The organism is Streptomyces sp. Ag109_G2-15, assembly GCF_900215565.1.
Taxonomy (GTDB): domain Bacteria; phylum Actinomycetota; class Actinomycetes; order Streptomycetales; family Streptomycetaceae; genus Streptomyces; species Streptomyces diastatochromogenes.
This window is the reverse complement of sequence record NZ_OCNI01000001.1, coordinates 364412-388967: the sequence shown is the minus strand read 5'-3', so window position 1 is coordinate 388967 and position 24556 is coordinate 364412. Positions and strand designations below refer to the sequence as shown.

Sequence of the window (24556 nt, the reverse complement as noted above, 5' to 3'; positions counted from 1 at the left end):
GTCCCCGCACCGGCCCCGTATGTCCCGCTTCGGCGGGAACTGCGGGGCCGGATAACGTGCAACCCATGCTTGCCGCCCCGCTCGTCCCCGCACGGACCGTGGTCACCCGGACGGCGTACTGGACGCGGCTGCTGCCCGCCCTCGCGGCTCTGGCCTGTGTCACCCGGGCCCCCTCCTTCGCCCGGCCGCTGTGGAACCCCGACGAGGGATACCTCGCCGTACAGGCGCGCCTCCTCGCCCATGGCGGGCATCTGTACGAGACGGTCGTGGACCGCAAACCCCCGCTGGTGCCCTGGCTGTACGAGGCCGCCTTCGCGGTCTGCGGCTCCGGCTCCCTCACCCCGGTCCGGGTGCTGGCGGTCCTCGCGCAGACGCTCACCGCCGTCCTGCTGGCCTCCCTGGCCCGGCGCCGCTGGGGCGACACCGCGGGCCGCACCACGGGGGTGCTGTACCTGCTGATCTCGGTCGGGCTCAACCCCGAGGACGCGCAGGCCGCCACCTTCGAGGTGTTCATACTGCCCGCCACGGCGGCCGCCCTGTGGTGCGCGGACCGCGGCCGCTGGGGTGCGGCCGGGGCCGCCGTCGCCTGTGCCTTCCTCGCCAAGCAGACCGGTGGCGCGGTGCTGCTGCCGGTGGTCTGGCTGCTGCACCGCGCGGGCACCCCGTGCGCGGGCGCGCTTCGGCTCGGAGCCGGGTTCGCCGTACCGGTTCTCGGCGCGGCCCTGGCCACGGACCCCGCCGGGTTCCTCTTCTGGACGGTCACCGGCTCCGCCGCCTACGCCTCCTTCACCGGCTCCGAACTCCACGTCCTGGGCCGTGGCGTGGCCAACACCGTGCTCCTGGCCGTGGCCTGCGCGGGCCTGATCCCGCCGGTCGTACGGTCCCTGCGCACCGCCCGCACCGGCGCGGCCGATCTGTGGCTGTGGCTGGCCTCCTCGGCCGTCGCCGTCACCCTCGGCTTCCACTTCTTCGGCCACTACTACCTGCAACTCACCCCGCCCGCGGCCCTGCTGGCCACGGCCGCGCTGCGGACCCTGCCCCGCGAACGGCTGTCGGGCGCCGTGTTCACCTCGGCCTGCTGCTGCGCCCTGTTCCTCGCCTGGGGCCTGCTCGCACCGCGCCCCGAACTCACCCACGCCCAGCGCCTCGCGGCCGCCCTCGCCCAGCGCACCGCGCCGGCCGACCGTGTCCTCGTGTGGGGCATGCACCCGGAGACGTACTGGCTGGCCCGCCGCACCCCCGCCACCCGCTACCTCACCGCGGGCCTGCTCACCAACTACAGCGGCGGCCGCGACGGCCCCCAGGTCGGCGAGAAGTACGCCGTCGAGGGCGCCTGGCCCGTGTTCCGGGCGGAGCTGGCCGAGCACGCCCCCGCCCTGGTCGTCGACGACTCCCGCGGCAAGCCGTACGCGCCCGACCGCGTCCCGAGCCTGCGCCGGCTGCTCGCGGCGCGGTACGAGGAGGTGGGGCGGGTCGACGGGGCGGTGCTCTACGCCCGGACTCCGCACGGCTGAAGGGGAGTTGGCGGGTCGCGGTCAGCATCCCCCTGTTATGCTCGGTACAGCGATTTGAACACGTTCAAATGAGGGGGATCACATGCCCGCGCCGACCACGCCCGGCCGAACCGACGACTCGCCCGCCGTCGCCCTGGGCCCCACCGCACTCGTCCTCGGGCTCATCGCGGCCACGGGCGCATGGCCCAGCCTCATGCTCGCCGTGCTCCCCTGGTCGTTCCTCGCGGGCGGCCTCGCCGTCACATTCGGCCTCATGGGCATCCACTACGCCCGCCAGGGCACCGGCCGCATGTGGACCGCCGTCACCGGAACCGTCCTCGGAGCCACGGGACTGGCCGGCTTCCTCACCCTGTTCGCGGCGTTCTAGGGCGGATCCCGGGTCGCCGTCAGCCGAGGACCGCGCGCGGCCCGGTCACCTCCGCGCCCAGCTCGGTCACCCGGCGCTGCAGTTCACGGTCGGCCGTGACCACGAGACGGGCCCGGTGGGGGTTCTCGGCGGCCAGCTCCACGATCCGGTCGTCCCCGCTGCCGGGCGCCTCCGCCACCCGTACCCCCGGCACGGACTCCACCCCACGGGCGGCGCCCTCGACGACGAGCACCAGTTCCACGGCGCCTTCATGACCCGGCAGCCCCTCGCGGGCCAGCCGGTCCCGCAGCCGCTCGGCGGCACCCCTGCGGTCCCGCCACCAGCCGTCGGGCCGCGACCCGACGACGTTCGCGCCGTCGACGATCACGAGCAGCAATCCGTCCGGGCCCGGGGAGCCGAGGGGGTCGTTCATGGAGCAAGGGTCCCATGTCACCCGTGCGGGGGCGGGCCCCGGCGTCCCGCCCCGGCCGCTTAGAGTGAACCGGTGAACGGCGACTGGCTCCTCCGTGGCCGCGACGGCCGGCTCAGTGCCTACCAGCTGTCGGGCGACGCCGTCCTGTGCCGGGCGGAGCGCGGCCCGGACGGCCCCTGGTCCGACCCCCGCACGGTGGGCGGCGACCAGAAACTCCACCCCGTCCTCGCCGTCGGCCAGGGCGCCGACGCCTACGCCCATCTGGTCTCCTGGCGGCCCACGACCAAGGGCGAGTCGGGCCTGGTGCACTCCACCCACTTCCGCCCGCGCCTCGCGGCCCTGGACTGGAACCCGATCGGCCACCCGAACAAGAAGGGCGACCGCACCGGCACCCCCGCCGTCGCCGTGGACGGGCAGGGCCGCGCCCATGTCTTCGTCCGCAACAACGGCGGCGGGGTGAGCCTGCTCGCGCAGAAGGAGAAGGGCGGCTGGGATCCCTGGCGGGACCTGAAGGGCAGTGAGGTCCAGGACGGCCTGGCGGCGGTGACGGGGGAGTCCGGCAGGGTCGAGCTGTACGCGGCCGCGCCGGGGGCCGTCCTGCACTGGCGTCAGGAGGAGCCGGGCGCCCAGCCGGTGCTCCGGGAGACCCTGGAGACGGGAGTGCGCCCCGGCACCCTGCATGCCGTGGCCACGTCCCCCGACAGCACGACCCTCTACTACACCGACGACTCGGGCGACCTGTGCGCCTGGCGCCCCGGCATCAAGCCCGTCACCCTCCTCCCCGCGGCGGGCCCCGGTCCGGTCACGGCGGTCCGCTGCGACCTCGACGGCCACGACTGCACGCTGCTGGCCCAGCGCTCGGCGAGCGGCCGGGTCGCCTTCGCCGCCTACCCGACCGAGCTGGAGTCGGCGGGCGCGTGGTGGGCGGAGTCGGGACCGCGGCTGCCGGTGGACGCGCTGGTGTCCCTGGCCGTGGACGAGGACGACCGGGTGGTGGCGGCAACGTTGTCCCCGTCGACCGGCCAACTCCTGCTGACCAGACGGAAGAACGAGCCGGGGCTGGCGCTGGAGGCGTGGCGTCAGGTGTGAGGGTCCGCCGCCCGGGCGCCGGGTGCGCACATGATCGTCACACCGCGTTCGTCGAACGTTCGACCTATGATGAGGCGCGCTCGGCCTCCCCCGTGCAACAGGTGTTCGGGAATCGGCAGGTCAACCACGCCGGGCGGCAGGGAAGGGGCGGGTCACGTCATGCGGACCGGATCCGGGCGCGGCACCGCCCGGCGCAGAGCTGCCGACCGCGTCGTCGCACACGCGCAGACGACTCAGGGGCACACGGCCGAGGCGACGGTGGCGGGCCGCTGGCTCGTGCTCGGCAAGGACGGCAGGCTGACCGCCTACGCCCGCACCCGCGCCGGCCTGCTGCGCTGGACCGAGACCCGGCCGGGCGGCCCGGACTGGACGGGCCCCGACTTCTTCCCCGTGCCGGACCTGACCCATCTGTCGGTGGCCCAGGGCGCCGACAGCTACGTCCACTTCGTCGGCCGGCGCGAGGTCCCCAAGGGCGACGGCCCGCCCGCCGTCGACATCGTGCACGCCCTCCAGTACCAGACCGGCCGCCCCGTGACCGAGTGGCGGTCGCTGGGCAATCCGCACAAGGACCGGGAGCGGGCCGTCCGCTTCGGCGTCCCGGTGGCCGCGGTCAGCGCCTCGGGACGCGTGCACGTCTTCGCGCGCAACGCCGGCCGCGGGCTGATGCTGCGCCGTGAGGGCCCCACCGGCAAGTGGGAGCCGTGGCAGGACCTCAAGGGCAGCAAGGTGCACGACGGACTGGCCGCGGTCGCCCACGCCTCGGGACGCATCGAGGTGCTGGCGGGCGGCGAGCAGGACGTCATGTGGTGGCGGCAGGCGGAGGCCGACGGCGACTTCCGGCAGGAGCCCAACATCCCGCTCCGGGTGGCTCCGGGCACGGCGTCGGCGCTGGAGACGGCACCGGACCGGGCGTCGTACTACTGGGCCGACCCGGACAGCGGCGGGCTCGTCGCGCATCGGCCCGGCGGCTGGGTGATCCCGCTCGGCGGCGCACCGGCCGGGGACCCCGTCGCGCTGCTGCGTGCGGTGCTCGACGGGTACGACTGCACGGTGCTGGCCCACCGGGACATGGACGGGCAGGTCGTGCTCGCCGCGTGCGGCGTGGAGAACGAGCAGGCCGGCCTGTGGTGGTCGCCGACCGGCGAGCACTGCATCGGCGCCCCGGCGCTCGCCCTGGACGCGTACGGCCGGATCGTGCTCGCCGTGATCGCGCCGGACGGGGCGCTGCACATCGCCCGCCAGGCCGGCGGCCCCGGCCTGGCGCTGTCCCCGTCGGTCCGCGTCTGACGCGCCCGCGCCCCGGGGCGGGAGCCCTAACCTCCCGTCGCGGGTGACTTCTTCGCCGACTCGGGAATCTCCTGGTCCTTGCGCAGCGCCTGCCACAGTCGGCCGGCCTGCGGCTGGGCGGCCACGACGCGGTTCGGGTCCTGGGTGTCGTACCGCACCGGCAGCATGATCGTCTCCATGGTGGACGGGTCGACGCCGTTCATGCTGCGCCCGAAGTCGGCGAGCTTGGTGAGGGAGGCGAGGCCCGAGTCGGTGGTGAGCGACTCGGTGAGCTTGTCGGCGATCCGGAAGGCCTTGGTGGGGCTGCCCAGCAGGTCCTGCTTCTTGATCTCGCTCAGCAGGGCGATCAGGAACTGCTGCTGGAGGCCTATGCGTCCGAGGTCGCTGCCGTCGCCGATGCCGTGCCGGGTACGGACGAACTGCAGGGACTGCGTGCCGTCGAGCCGGTGGGTGCCCGCGCTCAGGTCCAGTCCGCTGGACTTGTCGTGGATGTCCTGGTCGACGGTGACGGTGACCCCGCCGATCGCGTCCACGAGCCCCTTGAAGCCCGCGAAGTCGATCTCCACGAAGTGGTCCATCCGCACCCCGGACATCTGCTCGACGGTCTTGACCACACAGGCCGGACCGGCGAGCGAGTAGACCGAGTTGAACATCACACGCTTCGCGGACGGCAGCGCGGAGCCGTCCTTCCCGGTGCACTCGGGCCGGGTCACCAGGGTGTCGCGCGGGATGCTCACGGCAACCGCCTTCTTACGGCCCTCCGGTATGTGGATCACCAGCGCGGTGTCCGAGCGTGCCCCGGAGACATTGCCCGTGCCCAGCGAGGCGTTGGCGCCGGACCGTGAGTCGGAGCCGAGGACCAGGAGGTTCTGCCCCGAGGTGGGCAGCTTCTGCGGCCGGTCGTCGCCGATCGCCTTCTCCAGGTCGACGCCCTTGATGTTGCCGTTGAGGTCGCTGTAGAGCCAGTAGCCGACCCCGCCCGCGGCCAGCACGAGCAGGACGAGACTCAGCGCTATCCAGCGCCACACGCGCCGGCGCCGCCGTGGCGGTTTGGCCCGGCGGCCCGCCGGCGCCCGCCGTGATCTCCGGGGGCCCGTATCCGTCAGGGCGTCCGTCATTGCCTCGGTTCCTCTCTCGTGCCGGCTCGATGCCGCGGTACTCAGCAGCTCAGGGCACGAGTGGGGGGTTGGACCGGGCCCGTCTGCGGTGGTGGACAGACATCCACCGGTCATCAGACGTTCAACGTGGCGTAAGGGTTGTATGTGTTTTCTGTCATTTCCGGATCAAGTTGACAGGCATGTAAGCGCTTGATGAGATGTGCCGGTCCTGTGAAGGTTAAATTTTCGGTATGAACCGCTACGGCCTCGTGCCGTCGCGTCGACGTGGTCGCGAATCGAGCCGGGGGGCACGAGGGCGAGCGACCACCGGTACTCGCCCTTGGCCTGGTCCGGGTGAGGAGAGGGAGGGGTGGCTGTGCTGGTGCGTGCGTCGGCCCGTGGGGGGCGAGCGGCGTGACGACCGTCTCCGATCATGCTCTCCGGCAGGGGGCCGGCCCGGTGGGCCGTACCCCGCGAGGAGCAGCCGCACCGCAGCGTCCCGCCGAGGCCGGGCCCACCACGGTCACCGCGGAGCACGGCGACGTCTATGTCGAGCCGGGACTGACACCGCTTTCCGCCCGCGAGGCCAACCGCTCCGCGCTCACCGCCCTGCTCGACTCGGCCGGCGTCCCGCACTTCGCCGTACGCGGCACCTCCGACCACGGCACGGTCGTCGCCGTCGCCGAGGAGGACCGGGACCGGGTGCTCGGCGTGGTGTTCCGCGGACTCGGCCAGTACCCGGGCCACCTCAGCGTGATCGACCCGGACGCGCCCCGGCCGGCCAAGCCCGTCTCCTCCCGCGATCCCCGGGCCTGGCGTGACGTCACCGGCGCGCGCGTCCTGCAGATCAGCTGGTCCCGCACCGACCCGGGCCGGCATCTGCTGCTCGGGCACGAGTACGGCTGCGCCATCGAGTTCTGGCAGCGGCAGGGCACGTACCTCCTCGCGCCCCGCGCCAACCGCGCCACCTGGGCCGTCGCCGCCGACGGCGGGAACGTCCTGGGCTCCGCCCGGCTGTTCAGCCGGTTCGTCTCCGACTGGACCCCGCGCCACCTCGCGCCCGCGCTTCCCACGCGCCCCGAGTTCCTGGTGAACTGCGCGGACGACATCGCCTTCCCCGTCGACGCCGTCTACACCTGGGTCGACGGCAACGAGCCCGCCTGGCAGCAGCGCAAGGCGCAGGCGAAGGGCGAGGCCTACCACGCGGAGTCCGCCAGCGACGCCCGCTTCATCAGCCGCGACGAACTGCGCTACTCGGTGCGCTCCCTGCACCTGTTCGCGCCGTGGATCCGCAACATCTACATCGTCACCGACGACCAGGTCCCGGCCTGGCTGCGCGAGGGCGTGCCCGGGCTGCGCATCGCCACGCACCGGGAGATCTTCCGCGACCGGTCGGTGCTGCCCGTGTTCAACTCGCACGCGATCGAGTCGCAGCTGCACCACATCGAGGGCCTGGCCGAGCACTTCCTGTACTTCAACGACGACATGTTCATGGGCCGGCCGGTGGCCCCGCACGCCTTTTTCACGCCGAACGGCACGGCCCGCTACTTCCCCTCGCGCAACCGCATCCCGCAGGGCCCGGTCGTGGAGACCGACACCCCCGTCGACGCGGCGTGCAAGAACAACCGCGCCCTACTGAAGGAACGTTTCGGCAAGGTCATCACCCAGCCGATGGAGCACATCCCGTACGCGCTGCGGCGCTCGGCGATGGAGGAGGCCGAGCAGGACTTCCCCGAGGCCTGGGCGCGCACCGCGGGCAGCAGGTTCCGGGCGATGACCGACCTGTCGCCGACCTCGTCCTTCGCGCTCTACTACGCGGCGCTGACCGGCCGGGCCCAACCGGGCTCGATGCCCTTCACCTACCTCCAGCTGGCCGTGCCGGACCTGGCGGACCGGCTGCAACGGCTGCTCGACGGCCGCGACCAGGACTCCTTCTGTCTCAACGACGCCTTCTCGACACCCGAGGACATCGAGGCACAACAGGAGCTGCTGGACGGCTTCCTCGATTCCTACTTCCCGACGCCCAGCCCCCACGAGCGATGAAACGGAGTTCATGACGTGTCGGACCCGACGTCCATGAGCTCCGCGGTCAACGTCTACAAACGCCTCGTCCCCCAGCCGGTGCGCACCGCCGCCGCCACCACGGTGCCCGTGGGTGTGCGGCGCAAGGTCAAGCGGCAGCTCGCCCGCACCCTGAGCCGCCGCGAGGCACGGCTGCACCGCAGGGCCCTGCGCCGGGTGCGCAGGACGGAGTTCGGTCACTCCGAGCGCCGTACCCAGGCACCCGACGGCCGGGTCGGCCATGTGCACACCGGCCTCACCGCCGACCGGGCCCGCCGGCTCGACCACGACCTGGTCACCCAGGCCCTGGACGCCGCCGACATCCCCTGGTTCGCGGTCCCGGCGCTCGACGACCGCCGGATCAGCCTGGCCGTCGACCAGCAGGACAAGGGCGCGGTCCGCCGCGTGCTGCGCGCGCTGCTGGAGGAGCACACCGGCTATGTCGTCTCCGTCTCGCCCTCCCAGAACGACACCCGGGACGTCCCAGGCAGCCATGTGAAGGCGTGGAAGCACTACGGCAAGGCCAAGGTGATCCGCCTGACCTGGCTGCGCACCGAGCCCACCGGGAACCTCTGGGTGGGCGAGGACCAGGGCGTCGAGATCGAGTTCTGGACCGCCAACACCGACCTGCCCGCCGAGCGGCTGATCGGCCCGCGCCCCAACCGGGTCCAGCGCGCCGTGCCCAGCGACGCCCCCGGCGTCGAGATCGGCCTCGACCGGCTGTCCGGCTACTGCGACATCGACGGCGACCTGGAGCCGACGATCACGCTGGAGAACTTCGACGTCCCGCGCCTGGAGGAGATCACCTTCCCCGTCGACGCGGTCCTGCTGTGGCAGCACCCCACCCCGTGGGGCGAGGAGCTGCTGCGCGCCGCCCTGCGCTCCCTGCACCAGTACGCCCCCTGGGCCGACGTCGTCCACCTGGTCGCCGAGGCGGAGCCACCGGCCTGGCTGCGGGCCGACGACCGGCTCACCGTGGTCCGCGCCCGGCCGGGCTCGGAGTGGCATCTGCACCAACTGCCCGATCTCGCGGAGCACTTCCTGCTGCTGCGCCCCGGAGCCCTGCTCGGCCGGCCGGTCCGCCCCTTCGACTACTTCACCCCGAACGGTTCGACCCGCCCGCGGCGCGGCCCCTGGAACGCCCAGGAGTCCTTCGCCCACTGGACCCGTACCGCGTACGCGGCCACCGGCCGGGTCACCGCTCACGGCTACGCGCACGGCCCGCAGCCGCACCGCGCCGAGACGCTGGCCCGGCTCATGGGCTCCGGCGCCGCGCCGCTGCCCCTCGACGACGGACAGCGGCTGCCCGCCGTACCCGGCACGCACCCCCTGGACGGCGTGGTCCACCACTTCGGGCACACCGCCGGACTGGCCGACCCCTCCGGCGAGGCGTCGGTGGCGCTGCACGCGGCGCTCCCCGACATCGGCACCCACCTGGAACGCCTCCTGGTCCGCCGCGACACCCAGCAGATCCAGCTCTTCGGCCTCGGCACCGAGGAGGCACGCGTCCGCGGCGGCACCCAGGCCGTCGTGCGCTTCCTGCACCGTTACTTCCCGGTCCCCAGCGTCTTCGAGCGGGACCGGACCACCGACCAGCACGACGAGGCGGGCGACCAGCCGTGAGCATGGGCAACGCCGAGGCATCCGCCGCGGTCGGGGCGTACCGCACCCTGGTTCCCGCGGGCCTCAGACGCCGTATCGCACGCCGGGTACCGATGGGCCTGCGCATGGTGCTCAAGCAGCTGCTGCGCCGGCTGCACACCGTCAACCTGGGGGCCCGGCTGCTGCGCGGCGCGCGGGCCCGCCGCCGCTGGCCGCACCTGTTCGGCGCGGGCGAGCGGCTCGCCGTCCTCGCGGGGCACGGCGCCCGGATCGCCCTGGTCCGGCCGACCGTGTCGCCGCTGGGCCTGCGCGAGGCCAACCTCGAACTCGTCGTCACCGCCCTGGAGGAGGCCGGCGTCGACTACTTCGCCGTCCGCGGCACCTCCGACTTCCGCTCCTGCCTCGCCGTCGCCGAGGCCGACCGCGACCGGGTCGGCCAGGTGCTGGGGCGCTGCGCCGAACGCAGCCCCGTCTACCTGCGCGCCTGTCGCGGCGAGGCCGCGCAGGGCCACACCGCGCTGGCCGGCTCGCGCGGCGGCCGGCAACTGGCCCGCCGGGCCGCCGTCCTGCGGGTCGGCATGGTGTGGAGCGACCCGGCGGGCTCCCTGGTCCTCGGCCTGGAGCACGGCTGCGACATCGAGTTCTGGCGGCCCGAGGACGGCCGCCTGCTCGCCCCGCGGCCCAACCGCGTCACCGAGGACGTCGCCCTCGACGAGCCCCGTGTCACCGTCCCCGTCAGCCGGCTCACCGGCTTCGCCGCCCTGCACACCCGGCGCACCCGCTCGGTGCGCACCATCCGGCCCTGCGCCGACCCCCTGCCCGAGGACGTGCGCTTCCCCGTGGACGTCGTCTACACCTGGGTCGACGGCAGCGACCCCGACTGGCAGCGGCGGCGCGGCGCCTACGGCGCGGGCGGCTACCACACCGAGTCCGCGAACGCGGCCCGCTACATCAGCCGCGACGAACTGCGCTACTCGCTGCGCGCGCTGGAGCAGAACGCCCCCTGGGTGCGGCACGTCTACCTGGTGACGGACCGCCAGCGCCCGGCCTGGCTCCACGACGCCCACCCGCGCCTCACGGTCGTCGACCACGCGGAGATCTTCGAGGACCCGTCCGCGCTGCCCACCTTCAACTCGCACGCCATCGAGAGCCGCCTGCACCACATCAAGGGCCTGTCCGAGCACTTCCTCTACTTCAACGACGACATGTTCCTGGGCAGCCCCGTCACCCCGCAGGACTTCTTCCTGTCCAACGGCATGACCCGCACCTTCTTCTCGCCGTCCCAGGTGCCCCGCTGGGACCTCAGCCCCGTGGACCGCCCGGTCGACGCGGCCGGCAAGAACAACCGGCGCCTGCTGCTGGAGCACTTCGGCACCGCCATCGTGCAGAAGCTGCGGCACGCCCCCTACGCGCTGCGGCGCAGCGTGCTGCACGAGATCGAGCGCGAGTTCGCCGAGGAGCACTGGAACACCTCGCACAGCCGCTTCCGCAGCGCCACCGACATCTCCATCCCGTCCTCGCTCTACCACTACTACGCCTACTTCACCGGTCGTGCCGTGCCCTCGAACATCACCTTCGCCTACCTCGACCTCGCCAAGCCGGAGATCCAGCGCCGGCTCGGCATCCTGCTCGCCCGCCGTGACCGGCAGGCGTTCTGCATCAACGACACCCTCTCCGACGGTCACGACATCGACCGCCAGACACGGATGCTCGACACGTTCCTGCGCGCCTACTACCCGGTGCCGAGTCCCTTCGAGCGCAGGGAGGGCGAGGTCCGGTGAAGATCTCCTTCCTGATCAACAACATCTACGGCATCGGCGGGACCAACCGCACCGTCATCAACCTCGCCGAGGCGCTCGCCGTCCGGCACGAGGTGGAGATCGTGTCGGTCTTCCGGCGCGCCACCGCCACCAAGTTCGAGATCTCCCCGCGCGTCACCGTCCGCGCCCTCGTCGACCTGCGCCCGGGCTCCGCCGACCGCGGCGCCGCCGGCAGCGCCGAACCCAGCGAGGTCGTACCGCGCCAGGAGGAGTTCTACGCGCAGTACAGCAAGTTCACCGACGGGCGCATCATCCGCGAACTGCAGAAGACGTCCGCCGACGTGGTGATCGGCACCCGGCCCAGCCTCAACCTCTTCGTCGCCGCCCACACCCGCGACGGCGCCCTGCGCGTCGCCCAGGAGCACATGACCCACCTGGCCATCCCGCCGGCGGTGCGCGCGGAGATGGCCCGGGTCTACCCGCGGCTGGACGGGATCACCACGGTCACCGACGCCGACGCCCACTCCTTCATGGAGAACACACCGATCCCCGGCATCCCCGTGGTCGGCATCCCCAACAGCGTGCCCGAGCCGTCCGTCGAGCCCTCGGACTGCTCGCGCAAGGTCGTCGTCAGCGCGGGCCGCATGCACCCGATCAAGCGCTACGACCTGCTGATCCGCGCCTTCGCCGAGCTGGCCGAGGAGTTCCCCGACTGGCAGCTGCGGATCTACGGCGACGGCGGCGAGGCCGGCAGGCTGCGCGGCCTGGTCACCGAACTGGGCCTGACCGGGCGGGTGTTGTTCATGGGCGGCTTCTCGCCGATCGAGTCCGAGTGGGCCAAGGGCTCCATCGCGGCCGTCACCTCCAGCGCGGAGTCCTTCGGCATGACGCTGGTCGAGGCGATGCGCTGCGGACTGCCCGTGGTCTCCACCGACTGCCCCGTCGGCCCCCGCGAGATCCTGGCCGACGGCGAGGACGGCTTCCTCGTGCCCAACGGCGAGGTCGAGGGCATCGCCTGGGGCCTGCGCCGCCTCATGGCCGACGAGCCGCTGCGCCGCACCATGGGCGCCGCCGCGCTGCGCAACGCCGCCCGCTTCGACCCGTCGGCCGTGGCCGACCGCTACCTGGAGCTGTTCGAGGACGCCGCCCGCCGCCGCGCCGCCGCCGAGCGCGGCTACCGCGCCCCCGCCGGGCCCCGCAAGGCCGCGACCGAGCAGCTCACCGTGCCCCCGGCCACCCTCGGCGCGGCCACCGTGGACGTCACCGCCGACGACGCCGGCTATCTGCGCTTCGCCGCCGACGGGCCCGGCGAGGGCCGCCGCCGCTGGCAGTTCGTGCTGCGCCACAAGCCCACCGACGGCGACCGCCGCCCCGACCTCCCGCTGCGCACCTCCCGCACGGACCTTGACAACGGTGGCACCCGCTACACCGCCGTCCTCACCCCGTCGGCCCTCGACGACCTCGGTGACGGACGCTGGCAGGTGACCATGGCGTCCGCCAAGGCGTCGCCCGTCCACATGAAGGCCGGCGTCCGCGACACCCGCGCCCTCATCGACGCCCGCGCCCGCCTCGTCGCCCGCCCCCCGACCGGCCCGGTCGGCTGGAACCTGCCCTACGCCCAGCCCAACGGCCGGCTGATGCTGCGCACGGTGCTGCGCGAGGAACACGCCGAGTGCACCGGCGTGGAGGTGGCGGACGGCGCCATCACCGTGCGGGGCGTGCTGTGCGGCGGACGGCGGATCGAGCCGGGCGCCCTGTTCATCGTCAGCCGCCGCGGCCGGCACGGGGGCAGCTTCTCCGTGCCCGTCGAGGTCCTGGGCCGTCAGTCGTTCCGGGCGGCGGCGCCGCTGCGCCGGGTCGTCGACCACCGCCTGGAACGCTGGGAGGACTGGGACTGGTGGCTGCAGCCCGACCCGTTCGACCGCCGCAAGGTGCGCGTCTGCCACCTGCTGGAGGACTTCCCCGACGTCAAGGGCGCGTACGTCTACCCGTCCGTCCCGCTGGTCGGCGAGGAGGCCTCCGCGCATGTCGTGGTCCACCCGGCCCGCCCGGTGTGGGTACGGCCGTACTGTTCGGCGTCGGGTGCCATGGCGATGAACGTGGTGGACCGATGAGCCCGACCGCCCCGAGAACCCTGGTGAACGCGACGCCCGAGGAGGCCCGATGACCACGACCACCCGCTCGATCCTCCACATCGTCGCCCACCAGGACGACGACCTGTACTTCATGAACCCCGACCTGGTGCGCTCCCTGCAGGACGGCGACCGGATCACCACCGTGATCCTCACCGCGGGGGAGGGCGACGGCATCAACGTCGACACCGACGAACCCCAGCGCCGCGCCGTGCCGCCGGACTTCGCCCGGTACAGCACCGAGCGCGGCTGCGGGCTGCGCTCCGCCTACGCCCGGATGGCCACCGGCGACCGCGACCACCCCTGGCGGCGCGAACCCGTCGACCTCGTGCCCGGGTTCGCCGCGGAGCGGTTCACGCTCGTCGACCACGACTCCGTCTGCCTCTACTTCCTGCAGCTGCACCAGGGCGCCCCCACCGAGCGCGGCACCCGCACCCGGCTCCACGAACTGTGGGAGGGCGCCCTGCGCACCCAGCCCACGCTGCCGGTGCACGGCTGCACGGTCGGAGAGGTCCAGCACATCACCCGCGAGCAGGTGATCGCCGCCCTGACCGCGCTCATGGGCCACACCCGCCCCAGCACGGTGCGCACCATGGACCCCGACCCCGAACACGACGGCGGCCGCAGCGAGTTCGTCTGCTCCGACCACGTCGACCACACCACTGCCGCGCAGTTCGCGCTCGCCGCCCTCACCCGGCACCGGGAGGCGGGCCACACCCCGGTCGTCGAGCACTACCGCGCCTACGCCAACCGCTTCTGGGGCTACAACCTCGACTCGGCCGCCGTCACGGAGAAGGGCGAGTACCTGGGCACGTACGGCGGCCTGGACGCCCCCACGGTCTGCCCGCACGGCACCTGCCAGACCTGCGGCGACCGGCAGCTGGGGCCGAACCCGTACCGCAGCACGCACATGCGGAGCGCCGCCTACCGCTACTCCCCGTCGACCGACTGGCTGCGGCTGGGGCCGGGCGGGCGGCTCAACGCCTTCGGGGTGCTGGCCGGCCGGCTCGCCTTCTGGACGGAGACCGGTCCGGCGAGCGGCGAGTGGAAGGGGCCCTTCGTCCTCGGTGACGGCTGGATCGCGCCCACGCTCGCCGTCACCGGCCTGCCGGGCGGCCCGGCCGAACTCGTGGCCCTGCGCCGCCAGAACGTCGTCGGCAGCGGGGTGACCGTGGACGTCGTGCACACGGTCCAGGACCCCGGCGGCAACGGCTTCAGCGGCTGGCAGACCCTGGAGAACCCCGACTGGGCGCACGGCGACGGCCGCCGTCAGCGCGAGGTGGGCGTTCCCTCGGCGGCGGTCGACGCGGCCGGTCGGCTGTACGTCTTCGTCCGCACCTTCGACCAGGGCATCGCCGTGCGCCGCCGGGACACCGACGGCACCTGGTCCCCCTGGGAGGCGATCGGCGGCAGCTTCGTCCAGGACGCCGGCACCGCGCTGGTCACCGAGCGGGGCACCGTGGAGCTGTACGTGCCGGGCAAGAACACCGTGTGGCGCTGGCACCAGGCCGAACCCGGCGGTCCCTTCCTGCTCGACGAGACCCTGCAGACGGGCCGGCCGGCGACCGGCGGGATCACCGCCGTCGACTCGGGCGGCGGCCGTACCTGCCTCTACTTCCGGGAGGCCGGCACCCAGCAGGTCATGGCCTACCGCCAGCACGCCGACGGCCGCTGGCCCGGCTCCGGCGCGGGACTCGGCGGCCACGGGGGCACGGGCGCCGTCGCCGCGCTGTGGGCCCCCGAACGCGGCGCCCGCGAGGCCTTCCTGGCCCATCGCGGCAGCCGCGGCCGGCTCGTCGTCTCCCTGCCCGACCGCGACAAGAACGTCTCCGGCACGCACTGGCACGAGTCGGGCGAGATGGTCGCCCACGCCCCGGCCCTGGCGTACGACGCCGCGGGCGCCCTGGTCGTGGCCGTCATCGGCACCGACGGACAGCTGCACGTCCGCCGCCAGTTGTCCCCGACGGTGGGCAGCCCGCTGGGGCCCTGGCTCGCCTGAACGCCACCTCTCGCACATGACAGAGGGCCTCCGCCCGGAAGCGGAGGCCCTCTTCACATGTGCTTCGGTGTTACGCCGGAACCGACGCCACGCCCGGAGCCAGGAACTTCTTGCCGTTCACGCGCTCCGAGACACCCTCGCGGTCCAGGTACGGCGTGATGCCGCCCAGGTGGAAGGGCCAGCCGGCGCCCGTGATGAGGCAGAGGTCGATGTCCTGGGCCTCGGCGACGACGCCCTCGTCGAGCATGAGCCCGATCTCCTGCGCCACCGCGTCGAGCACGCGGTCGCGCACCTGCTCCTCGGTCAGGACGGAGTCGCCCTGCTGCAGCAGCGCCGCGACCTCCGGGTCCAGCTCCGGCTTGCCGCTGTCGTAGACGTAGAAGCCGCGCTTGCCCGCCTTGACGACGGCCGCGAGGTTCGGGGAGACCGTGAAGCGGTCCGGGAAGGCCCGGTTGAGGGTCTCCGAGACGTGCAGACCGATCGCGGGGCCGACCAGCTCCAGCAGCACCAGCGGGGACATCGGCAGACCGAGCGGCTCGACGGCCTTCTCGGCGACCTCGACCGGGGTGCCCTCGTCGATGACGTTCTGGATCTCGCCCATGAAGCGGGTGAGGATGCGGTTCACGACGAACGCCGGGGCGTCCTTGGTGAGGACCGCGGTCTTCTTCAGCTTCTTGGCGACGGCGAACGCCGTGGCCAGCGAGGCGTCGTCCGTCTTCTCGCCGCGGACGATCTCCAGCAGCGGCAGGACCGCGACCGGGTTGAAGAAGTGGAAGCCGACGACCCGCTCGGGGTGCTGCAGCTTCGACGCCATCTCCGACACGGACAGCGAGGAGGTGTTGGTGGCGAGGATCGCGTGCGCCGGGGCGACCGCCTCGACCTCGGCGAACACCTGCTGCTTGACGCCGATCTCCTCGAAGACCGCCTCGATGATGAAGTCGGCGTCCGAGAAGCCCTCGGCCTTGTCCAGGACACCGGTCACCAGCGCCTTGAGGCGGTTGGCCTTGTCCTGGTTGATCCGGCCCTTGCCGAGCAGCTTCTCGATCTCGGCGTGGACGTAGCCCACACCCTTGTCGACACGCTCCTGGTCGATGTCGGTCAGGACGACCGGCACCTCCAGGCGGCGCAGGAAGAGCAGCGCGAGCTGGCTGGCCATCAGACCGGCGCCGACGACGCCGACCTTGGTGACCGGGCGGGCCAGGTTCTTGTCCGGGGCGCCCGCGGGACGCTTGCCGCGCTTCTGCACCAGGTTGAACGCGTAGATACCGGCGCGCAGTTCACCGCCCATGATCAGGTCGGCGAGGGCGACGTCCTCGGCGTCGTAACCCTGCTGCAGGTCGCCGTTCTTGGCGGCCGCGACGATGTCCAGGGCGCGGTAGGCGGCCGGAGCGGCCCCGTGCACCTTGGAGTCCGCGATGAAGCAGCCCTTGGCGACGGCCTGGTCCCAGGCCTCACCGCGGTCGATCACCGGACGCTCGACCTCGATGTCGCCCTTGAGGACGTTCGCGGTCCAGATCAGCGACTGCTCCAGGAAGTCGGCGCCCTCGAAGATCGCGTCCGCGATGCCGAGGTCGAAGACCTGCTGGCCCTTGAGCTGCTTGTTCTGGTTGAGGCTGTTCTCGATGATCACCGAGACGGCCTTGTCGGCGCCGATCAGGTTCGGCAGCAGCGTGCAGCCGCCCCAGCCCGGGACCAGGCCCAGGAAGACCTCGGGCAGGGAGAACGCCGGGATGGCCTTCGAGACGGTCCGGTACGTGCAGTGCAGACCGACCTCGACGCCACCGCCCATGGCGGCGCCGTTGTAGTAGGCGAAGGTCGGCACGGCCAGGCCCGCGAGGCGCTTGAACACCTCGTGGCCGCCCTTGCCGATGGCCAGCGCGTCCTCGTGCCTCTTCAGCAGCTCGACGCCCTTGAGGTCGGCGCCGACCGCGAAGATGAACGGCTTGCCGGTGACACCGACACCGACGATCGTGCCCTCGGCCGCCTCCTTCTCGACCTGGTCGACGGCGGTGTTGAGGTTCGCCAGCGAGGCCGGGCCGAAGGTGGTCGGCTTGGTGTGGTCCAGGCCGTTGTCCAGCGTGATGAGCGCGAAGCGCCCGGCGCCGAACGGGAGGTCGAGGTGGCGTACGTGCGCCGACGTCACGACCTCGTCGGGGAACAGCTCGGCGGCGCCCTTCAGGAGTTCGGTGGTGCTCACTTGTCGCCTCCGGCGTCCTTGTGGTGCGGGTTCTCCCAGATGACCGTGGCGCCCATGCCGAAGCCGACGCACATGGTCGTGAGGCCGTAGCGGACCTCCGGCTGCTCCTCGAACTGGCGGGCCAGCTGCGTCATCAGACGGACGCCGGAGGAGGCCAGCGGGTGGCCGTACGCGATGGCGCCGCCGTACTGGTTGACGCGCGCGTCGTCGTCGGCGATGCCGTAGTGCTCCAGGAAGGCGAGCACCTGGACGGCGAAGGCCTCGTTGATCTCGAAGAGGTTGATGTCCTCGATGGAGAGACCGGCCTGCGCCAGGGCCTTCTCGGTGGCCGGGATCGGGCCGTAGCCCATGACCTCCGGCTCCACGCCCGCGAAGGCGTAGGAGACCAGGCGCATCTTGACCGGCAGGCCGTTCTCGCGGGCGAAGTCCTCGCTCGCGATGATCGACGCGGTGGCGCCGTCGTTCAGACCGGCCGCGTTGCCCGCGGTGACCCGGCCGTGGACGCGGAACGGCGTCTTCAGACCCGACAGGTTCTCCAGGGTGGTGCCCGGACGCATCGGCTCGTCGGCCGTGACCAGGCCCCAGCCCGTCTCGCCGGCCTCCGGGTTGGTGCGGCGCACCGAGATCGGCACCAGGTCCTGCTGGATCTTGCCGTCGGCGTACGCCTTGGCGGCCTTCTCCTGCGAGCGCACGGCGTACTCGTCGGCGCGCTGCTTGGTGATCGTCGGGTAGCGGTCGTGCAGGTTCTCCGCGGTCATGCCCATGAACAGGGCGGACTCGTCGACCAGCTTCTCGCTGACGAAGCGCGGGTTCGGGTCCACGCCCTCGCCCATCGGGTGGCGGCCCATGTGCTCCACACCACCGGCGATGACGGCATCGTAGGCGCCGAACGCGATCGAACCGGCGGTGGTCGTCACGGCGGTCAGGGCGCCGGCGCACATGCGGTCGATGGAGTAGCCGGGAACCGACTGCGGCAGACCGGCGAGGATGCCGGCCGTACGACCGAGGGTCAGGCCCTGGTCACCGATCTGCGTGGTCGCGGCGATGGCGACCTCGTCGATCTTCTTCGGGTCCAGGCCGGGGTTGCGGCGCAGCAGCTCCCGGATCGCCTTCACGACGAGGTCGTCGGCGCGGGTCTCGTGGTAGATGCCCTTCGGGCCCGCCTTGCCGAACGGGGTGCGGACGCCGTCTACGAAGACGACATCCCTGACGGTACGAGGCACGATGGCTCTCCTCCAGGGTGCGGGATGGCACTGCTGCGATGCGCTGAGCGCGCGCTCAGGACCCATGCTACTTATGAGTAACGTAGCTGCCCAGTCCTGCAGGGGGGAGCGGTGAACGTCACATCTTCGGGGGAGCCGTCGAACCTCTCGGGGTCAGTACCGGAGTCGGTACCGGATGCGAACCCGGGCCTTCCCCCGTGATCACCCCGAACAGCGTGTGCGCCGCATCCGCCCCGAACCCATGCACGTCATGACTCATCGCCGACAGCGTCGGATGCGTCAGCCGGCACAGCTGCGAGTCGTCCCACGCCAGCAGCGAGACGTCCCCCGGCACGCTCAGCCCCATCTCCGCGGCCACCGAGAGCCCGGCCACCGCCATGATGTCGTTGTCGTACACGATCGCCGTCGGCCGGTCCGCCGGCGCGGCGGTCAGCAGGGAACGCGTGGCCCTCGCGCCCGCCTCGCCGGAGTAGTCGGTGGTGACCTGCCAGGCCCCGGCCAGCTCCAGGACCTGGGCCGCCTCGTCGAACGCGGCCGTACGGATCCCGGTGTGGCCGAGGGCCGCCGCCCCGCCGACCCGGGCGATCCGCCGGTGCCCGAGCGCGGCGAGATAGCGCACGGCCTCGGTCACGGCGGTCGCGTCGTCGGTCCAGACGGAGGTGAGCCCGCCGGTCAGCGACGGATGCCCGACCGCCACCACCGGCAGGCCCAGCCGCTCGGCCGCGGCCACGCGCGGATCGTCCGCCCGGAAGTCGACCAGGATCGACCCGCCGATCTGCCGCCCCTTCCACCAGGAGTCCAGCAGCCCGGCCTCCTCCTCCGGACTGCGTACGAGCCGGAGCAGCAGCGAGCAGGATCGCTCCGTCAGGACGCTCTCCACCCCGGAGATGAACTCCATGTAGAAGGGTTCGAGACCCAGCATCTGCGCCGGCCGGCAGATCGCCAGGCCCACCACGTCGACGCGGGCCCCCGCCAGCGACCGGGCGGTCAGGCTGGGCGCCCAGCCCAGCTCCCGGGCGGCCGCGAAGATCCGGTCCCGGGTGGCCTCCGACAGTCCCGGCTTGTGGTTGAAGGCCAGCGACACGGCCCCCTTGGACACGCCCGCACGGGCGGCGACGTCCTTGATCGTGACCCGGGGGCTGGGCGTCGAGGTCATCCGGCGGGCTCCATGCAGTAGAGGGCGGAACGGGCGGCTGCCGGGTCGGGAGTCTGCCAGCCGCGCACACCGATGGTGACCCGTTCGCCGGGGAGCAGGGTGACCAGGCCGCGATCGGCCCGTGCCTCCGGCTGCAGCCGGTCGGCCTGCAGGAGCAGATCCCGTACGAGGGTGTGGGCCGTCACCGTCACCGCACCCGGTGCCACGGTCACGTCGAACTCCGGCCGGGAATAGGGGATTTCACGATCCGGCACGGGAAAGTGCACGGCCCTGAGTCCGTCCGCGTCGGCCACGAGGAACTCCTTGGCCCCGGCGGGCTCCAACTCCCGAGGCACCGCAACGATACCCACCGTCCGCGCCTCCACCCCCAGCTCAACCTCCACCTCCCCGACCACCGCACCCTCGACGGACATCCGCCGCAGCCTCACGACCCCCGTCCACGCCTTCGCCCCCTGATTGGCGGCCGCCAACACCAGCCCGGACTCCCGCGCTTGGAGGGTCAGCAACCGATCCGCGTACAGCCGTTTCAGCTCGTGATACAGCGGCTTCTCCCGCCCGTCGCCGTCGATTGCCGCCCAACTCGTCACCGGCCAGCAGTCGTTGAGCTGCCACACCACGGTTCCCGCACACACCGGCCAGTGCGACCGCCAGTGCTCGATCCCGGTGGCCAGGGCCCTCACCTGATTGACCTGCATGAGGTAGTGCCAGCGGTCGAAGTCCCCCTCGGGAAAGGCGAAATGACGCTCGAGGCCTCGCCTCAGCTTCCCGTTCCCGTCGTCGGCCTTCTGATGGTGCAGTACGCCAGGGGAGTCCGGCGCGAGCTCCTCCCGGGGCAGCGCACGCGCCAACGTGGCGAACGCGGGCGGCGCCTGCCAGCCGAACTCGGCCACGAAACGCGGCACGGTCAGCCGGTAGTCGGCGTAGTCCTCCCGGTTCCACACCTCCCAGGAGTGGTGGGTGCCGTGGGCCGGGTCGTTCGGATGCCGGTCCCAGGAGCCCGACCACGGACTGCCCGCCGTGTACGGCCGCGTTGGGTCCAACTCGGCCACTACTCGCGGCAGTACACCCAGGTAGTACCCCTCGCCCCAGGAGTTCCCCGCCAGCCGCCGCTCCCAGTCCCAGTCCCGGAAGCCCCACAGGTTCTCGTTGTTGCCGTTCCACAGCACCAGCGACGGGTGCGGCATCAGCCGTACGACGTTCTCCCGGGCCTCCGCCTCCACCTCGCCGCGCAGCGGCTGCTCCTCCGGGTAGGCCGCGCAGGCGAACGGGAAGTCCTGCCACACCAGCAGGCCCAGCTCGTCGCAGGCGTCGTAGAAGTCCTCGCTCTCATAGATCCCGCCGCCCCACACCCGCACCAGGTCCACGCCCGCGGCGGCCGCCTGCCCGAGGCGCCGCCGGTAGCGCTCGCGCGTGACGCGGGAGGGGAACACGTCGTCCGGGATCCAGTTCACGCCCCGCGCGAACAGCCGCTCCCCGTTCACCACCAGGGTGAACCCGGTGCCGTGCGCATCCGGCCGCCGGTCCAGCCCGACGGTCCTGAAGCCGATGCGCCGCCGCCACACGTCCAGCACCTCCTCGCCGTGCAGCAAGGTCAACTCGACGTCGTACAGCGGCTGTTCGCCGTAGCCGCGCGGCCACCACAGCCGCACGTCCGGCACCCGCAGCCGTACCGTCCCGCTCGACCCGTCCAGCGCGGCCCGCGCCACCCGGCCGCCCACCCGGGCCTCCACGCGCAGCGAGGCCTCCACCCGGGTCCGCTCACAAGGGAGTGCTGTTCTTCCCGTCCCTGATCAACGGGGTGGCGATCGGCTTCGTCTTCCTCTACTTCTTCCAGGACGGCGGCACCCTCGACACCGTGCTGCGCCTCTTCGGCGTCCACACCGACCACGCCTGGCTGGGCTCCCCGGTCTCCGCGAACATCTCCCTCGCCGGCGTCTCCGTCTGGCGCTACATGGGCCTGAACTTCGTCCTCTTCCTCGGCGCCATCCAGTCCATCCCCGGCGAGCTGTACGAGGCGGCCGAACTGGACGGAGCGAGCCGCTGGCACCAGTTCCGGTACATCATCGCGCCCGGCATCAAACCGGTGGTCACCCTCACGGTGATCCTCTCGGTCTCCGGCTCCCTGTCGGTCTTCGAGGTGCCGTACATCATGACCGGCGGTGCCACCGGCACCGAGACCTTCGTGACACAGACCGTGAAGCTGGCCTTCCAGTACAACAAGACCGGGCTCGCCTCGGCCGCCGCGGTCGTGCTGCTGCTGATCGTCCTGACGGTGACCTGGCTGCAGCGCCGGCTGGTCCCCGACGACAAGGTGGACCTCGTATGACGCGCCGTATCGCAGCCCGCGCGCTGGTGTACGCGACCCTGATCGCCGCGACGGTCGTGGTCCTGCTGCCCCTCGGGGTCGTCCTCCTGACGTCCCTCAAGTCCTCGCGGGAGATGGCGGACGACAGCGGGGCGCTCACCCTCCCCGACGACCTGCTGAACCTGCACAACTACGCGACGGCGTTCCAGGACGGCCGGATGCTCCAGGCCTTCGGGAACACGCTCTTCATCGTCGTCTTCGCCATCGGCGGCACGGTCCTGATCGGCTCGATGACGGCCTACGCCATCGACCGCTTCACCTTCCGCCTCAAGAAGCTGGTGGTGGCCCTCTTCCTGCTGGCCGCGCTGGTCCCCGGCGTGACCACCCAGGTGGCCACCTTCCAGATCGTCAACAGCTTCGGCCTCTTCGACACCCGCTGGGCGCCGATCGCGCTCTACATGGGCACGGACATCGTCTCGATCTACATCTTCCTGCAGTTCGTCCGCTCGATCCCGATCTCCCTGGACGAGGCGGCCCGCCTGGACGGCGCGAACGCGTTCACCATCTACCGGCGGATCATCTTCCCGCTCCTGAGACCGGCGATCGCCACGGTGGTGATCGTGAAGGGGATAGCCGTCTACAACGACTTCTACATCCCCTTCCTCTACATGCCCTCCCAGGATCTTGGCGTGATCTCGACGTCCCTGTTCCGCTTCCGCGGCCCGTACGGGGCGCACTGGGAGATCATCTCGGCGGGAGCGGTTCTGGTGATCCTGCCGACGCTGATCGTCTTCCTGGCCCTGCAACGCTTCATCTACAACGGTTTCATGCGAGGAGCGACCAGGTGAGTCGCTTTTAGGGGCGCGGGGAACTGCGCGAGCAACCCAAGACGACCCGCAGCCGCCGTACGCGAGGAAGCGCTACGGCGGCTAGGCACCCGCACCCTCACCCGCCAGCGCAGCAACAAGCACCGGCGCAACCTGCTCCACCTGCCAAGCCCGCGCGCCGAACCCCGCAAGCGCATCCTCCACGGCCTTCACATCGGCAGACGGCGGCTCCCAGCAGATCCTGCGCACCGTGTCCGGGGAGATCAAGTTCTCCTGAGGCATGTTGAGCTGCTCAGCCAAGGCCGACACACCCGCCCGAGCCGCGGACAACCGAGCCGCGGCAGCGGGGTCCTTGTCGGCCCAGGCCCGCGGCGGTGGCGGCCCGGCGACCGGCTGTCCCGGCTGAGGCAACTGCGACTCGGTCAAAGCCTTCGCCCGATCCACCGCCGCCTGCCACTGCTCCAGCTGCCGCCGCCCCATCCGATGCCCGAACCCGTTCAGCGCGGCCAGCGCATGCACGTTGCCGGGCAAAGAGAGCGCGGCCTCCACGATGGCCGCGTCCGAGAGAACCTTGCCCGGCGACACATCCCGTCGCTGGGCGATCCTGTCCCGCGTCTGCCACAGCTCCCTTACGACACCCAGCTGCCGACGCCGCCGCACCTTGTGCATACCGGACGTACGGCGCCAGGGATCCTTGCGGGGCTCGGCGGGCGGCGCGGACGCGATCGCGTCGAACTCCTGGCGCGCCCACTCCAGCTTGCCCTGCCGGTCCAGCTCCTTCTCCAGGGCGTCCCGCAGGTCGACGAGGAGTTCCACATCCAGGGCGGCGTAGCGCAGCCACGGCTCGGGCAGCGGGCGGGTGGACCAGTCGACGGCGGAGTGCCCCTTCTCCAGGACGAACCCGAGGACGCCCTCGACCATGGCGCCGAGACCGACCCGCGGGAACCCGGCGAGCCGGCCGGCCAGCTCGGTGTCGAAGAGGACGCTCGGCACCATGCCTATTTCACGCAGGCAGGGCAGGTCCTGGGTGGCGGCGTGCAGCACCCACTCGACGCCGGACAGCGCCTCGCCCAGACCGGACAGGTCGGGACAGGCGACGGGGTCGATCAGTGCGGTGCCGGCGCCCTCGCGGCGCAGCTGCACCAGATAGGCGCGCTGGCCGTAGCGGTAGCCGGAGGCACGCTCGGCGTCGACGGCGACGGGGCCGGAGCCGGCGGCGAAGGCGGCGATCACCTCGGCGAGGGCGTTCTCGTCGGCGATCACCGGCGGAATGCCCTCGCGGGGTTCGAGAAGTGGCGTCGGCGCCCCCGTCACAGAAGATCCGGCGTCGTCCGGAGGGGTGCCTCCGGTGGTGCGCAGGGCGCTGTCTGCTGCGGTCTCTTGGGCGTCGGTCACCTGTCAAGGGTATCTGTGTGTGGACAGCGCCCGTCGACGGAACGTTCCGTCGACGGGCACCGGAGGGTCGTAAACCAGTCAGGCCGGTGAAACTTACGGTTCACATGAGTGAACCGGGACTCCGCCGCGCGGC

16 protein-coding genes and 2 pseudogenes are annotated in these 24556 nt (G+C 72.1%); 11 read left to right on the top strand and 7 right to left on the bottom strand.

Features of this window, described 5'->3' with window-relative positions; all coding sequences use genetic code 11:
• The first annotated feature begins 65 nt into the window (after positions 1–65).
• On the top strand, positions 66–1514 hold the full coding sequence (locus CRP49_RS01660; protein ID WP_097251822.1) for a glycosyltransferase family 39 protein: 1449 nt from the start codon (positions 66–68) through the stop codon (positions 1512–1514).
• 82 nt (positions 1515–1596) lie between these two features.
• Positions 1597–1881, top strand: a complete 285-nt coding sequence (locus CRP49_RS01655; RefSeq protein ID WP_097251821.1) for a hypothetical protein — start codon at positions 1597–1599, stop codon at positions 1879–1881.
• A 19-nt stretch (positions 1882–1900) separates the two neighbouring features.
• Here the strand turns inward: CRP49_RS01655 and CRP49_RS01650 are convergent, their stop codons facing one another.
• Positions 1901–2293, bottom strand: a complete 393-nt coding sequence (locus CRP49_RS01650; RefSeq protein WP_097251820.1) for an NTP pyrophosphohydrolase — start codon at positions 2291–2293, stop codon at positions 1901–1903.
• Between the two features lie 72 nt (positions 2294–2365).
• Between CRP49_RS01650 and CRP49_RS01645 the strand changes: the two genes are divergently transcribed.
• Together CRP49_RS01645 and CRP49_RS01640 are read left to right on the top strand one after the other, a co-directional pair.
• Positions 2366–3382, top strand: coding sequence for a hypothetical protein (locus tag CRP49_RS01645; protein ID WP_097251819.1), 1017 nt, complete (start codon positions 2366–2368; stop codon positions 3380–3382).
• Positions 3383–3541: 159 nt separating this feature from the next.
• Positions 3542–4669, top strand: a complete 1128-nt coding sequence (locus CRP49_RS01640) for a hypothetical protein (protein WP_097251818.1) — start codon at positions 3542–3544, stop codon at positions 4667–4669.
• 26 nt (positions 4670–4695) lie between these two features.
• Here the strand turns inward: CRP49_RS01640 and CRP49_RS01635 are convergent, their stop codons facing one another.
• Positions 4696–5787 (bottom strand): LCP family protein, encoded by a 1092-nt coding sequence (locus CRP49_RS01635; protein ID WP_097251817.1) that lies wholly within the window; start codon positions 5785–5787, stop codon positions 4696–4698.
• A gap of 393 nt (positions 5788–6180) precedes the next feature.
• On the opposite strand from CRP49_RS01635, the gene CRP49_RS01630 reads away from it, so the two are divergent.
• From CRP49_RS01630 to CRP49_RS01610, 5 genes are read left to right on the top strand one after another with little or no spacing between them, the layout of a single operon-like run.
• A complete protein-coding gene (locus tag CRP49_RS01630) occupies positions 6181–7809 on the top strand; it encodes a stealth family protein (RefSeq protein WP_373560320.1) in 1629 nt (542 codons plus the stop codon).
• A gap of 15 nt (positions 7810–7824) precedes the next feature.
• Positions 7825–9450 carry a sugar phosphotransferase gene (locus CRP49_RS01625; protein WP_097251815.1) on the top strand — a complete coding sequence of 542 codons (1626 nt, stop codon included), beginning with the start codon at positions 7825–7827 and terminating at the stop codon, positions 9448–9450.
• Positions 9447–11210, top strand: a complete 1764-nt coding sequence (locus tag CRP49_RS01620) for a stealth family protein (RefSeq protein ID WP_097251814.1) — start codon at positions 9447–9449, stop codon at positions 11208–11210. The genes CRP49_RS01625 and CRP49_RS01620 overlap by 4 nt, the downstream gene beginning before the upstream one ends.
• Positions 11207–13303 (top strand): glycosyltransferase family 4 protein, encoded by a 2097-nt coding sequence (locus CRP49_RS01615; RefSeq protein WP_097251813.1) that lies wholly within the window; start codon positions 11207–11209, stop codon positions 13301–13303. The genes CRP49_RS01620 and CRP49_RS01615 overlap by 4 nt, the downstream gene beginning before the upstream one ends.
• A gap of 49 nt (positions 13304–13352) precedes the next feature.
• The gene (locus tag CRP49_RS01610; protein WP_097251812.1) at positions 13353–15320 is read left to right on the top strand and encodes a PIG-L family deacetylase; all 1968 of its coding nucleotides are present in this window, start codon (positions 13353–13355) and stop codon (positions 15318–15320) included.
• 70 nt (positions 15321–15390) lie between these two features.
• Here CRP49_RS01610 and CRP49_RS01605 read toward each other — a convergent pair whose 3' ends face one another.
• The 4 genes and pseudogenes from CRP49_RS01605 to CRP49_RS01590 all read right to left on the bottom strand — a co-directional run.
• Entirely contained in the window at positions 15391–17517 is a 2127-nt protein-coding gene (locus tag CRP49_RS01605; RefSeq protein ID WP_097251811.1) for a 3-hydroxyacyl-CoA dehydrogenase NAD-binding domain-containing protein, read from the bottom strand.
• The gene (locus CRP49_RS01600) at positions 17514–18740 is read right to left on the bottom strand and encodes an acetyl-CoA C-acyltransferase (protein ID WP_097251810.1); all 1227 of its coding nucleotides are present in this window, start codon (positions 18738–18740) and stop codon (positions 17514–17516) included. Before CRP49_RS01600 ends, CRP49_RS01605 begins: the two co-directional genes overlap by 4 nt.
• 118 nt (positions 18741–18858) lie before the next feature.
• Positions 18859–19896 carry a LacI family DNA-binding transcriptional regulator gene (locus tag CRP49_RS01595; protein ID WP_097251809.1) on the bottom strand — a complete coding sequence of 346 codons (1038 nt, stop codon included), beginning with the start codon at positions 19894–19896 and terminating at the stop codon, positions 18859–18861.
• A pseudogene (locus tag CRP49_RS01590) lies at positions 19893–21662 on the bottom strand (glycoside hydrolase family 2 protein); the annotation flags it as partial. The pseudogene CRP49_RS01590 and the gene CRP49_RS01595, both read right to left, overlap by 4 nt.
• Between CRP49_RS01590 and CRP49_RS01585 the strand changes: the two are divergent.
• Together CRP49_RS01585 and CRP49_RS01580 are read left to right on the top strand one after the other, a co-directional pair.
• Positions 21659–22222, top strand: a pseudogene (locus CRP49_RS01585) (carbohydrate ABC transporter permease); the annotation flags it as partial. The pseudogenes CRP49_RS01590 and CRP49_RS01585 overlap by 4 nt on opposite strands.
• Positions 22219–23049: a carbohydrate ABC transporter permease gene (locus tag CRP49_RS01580; protein WP_097251808.1), complete on the top strand. Its 831-nt coding sequence runs from the start codon at positions 22219–22221 to the stop codon at positions 23047–23049. The pseudogene CRP49_RS01585 and the gene CRP49_RS01580, both read left to right, overlap by 4 nt.
• 81 nt (positions 23050–23130) lie before the next feature.
• On the opposite strand, the gene CRP49_RS01575 is transcribed toward CRP49_RS01580, so the two are convergent.
• Positions 23131–24423 (bottom strand): ribonuclease D, encoded by a 1293-nt coding sequence (locus CRP49_RS01575; protein WP_097251807.1) that lies wholly within the window; start codon positions 24421–24423, stop codon positions 23131–23133.
• Between the last annotated feature and the right edge of the window lie 133 nt (positions 24424–24556).

What these genes read in the sequence shown, in the direction of transcription:
- CRP49_RS01660 (WP_097251822.1), top strand. Translation starts at nt 66, where the DNA reads ATGCTTGCCGCCCCGCTCGTCCCCGCACGGACCGTGGTCACCCGGACG.
- CRP49_RS01655 (WP_097251821.1), top strand. Translation starts at nt 1,597, where the DNA reads ATGCCCGCGCCGACCACGCCCGGCCGAACCGACGACTCGCCCGCCGTC.
- CRP49_RS01650 (WP_097251820.1), bottom strand. Translation starts at nt 2,293, where the DNA reads ATGAACGACCCCCTCGGCTCCCCGGGCCCGGACGGATTGCTGCTCGTG.
- CRP49_RS01640 (WP_097251818.1), top strand. Translation starts at nt 3,542, where the DNA reads ATGCGGACCGGATCCGGGCGCGGCACCGCCCGGCGCAGAGCTGCCGAC.
- CRP49_RS01635 (WP_097251817.1), bottom strand. Translation starts at nt 5,787, where the DNA reads ATGACGGACGCCCTGACGGATACGGGCCCCCGGAGATCACGGCGGGCG.
- CRP49_RS01610 (WP_097251812.1), top strand. Translation starts at nt 13,353, where the DNA reads ATGACCACGACCACCCGCTCGATCCTCCACATCGTCGCCCACCAGGAC.
- CRP49_RS01595 (WP_097251809.1), bottom strand. Translation starts at nt 19,896, where the DNA reads ATGACCTCGACGCCCAGCCCCCGGGTCACGATCAAGGACGTCGCCGCC.
- CRP49_RS01580 (WP_097251808.1), top strand. Translation starts at nt 22,219, where the DNA reads ATGACGCGCCGTATCGCAGCCCGCGCGCTGGTGTACGCGACCCTGATC.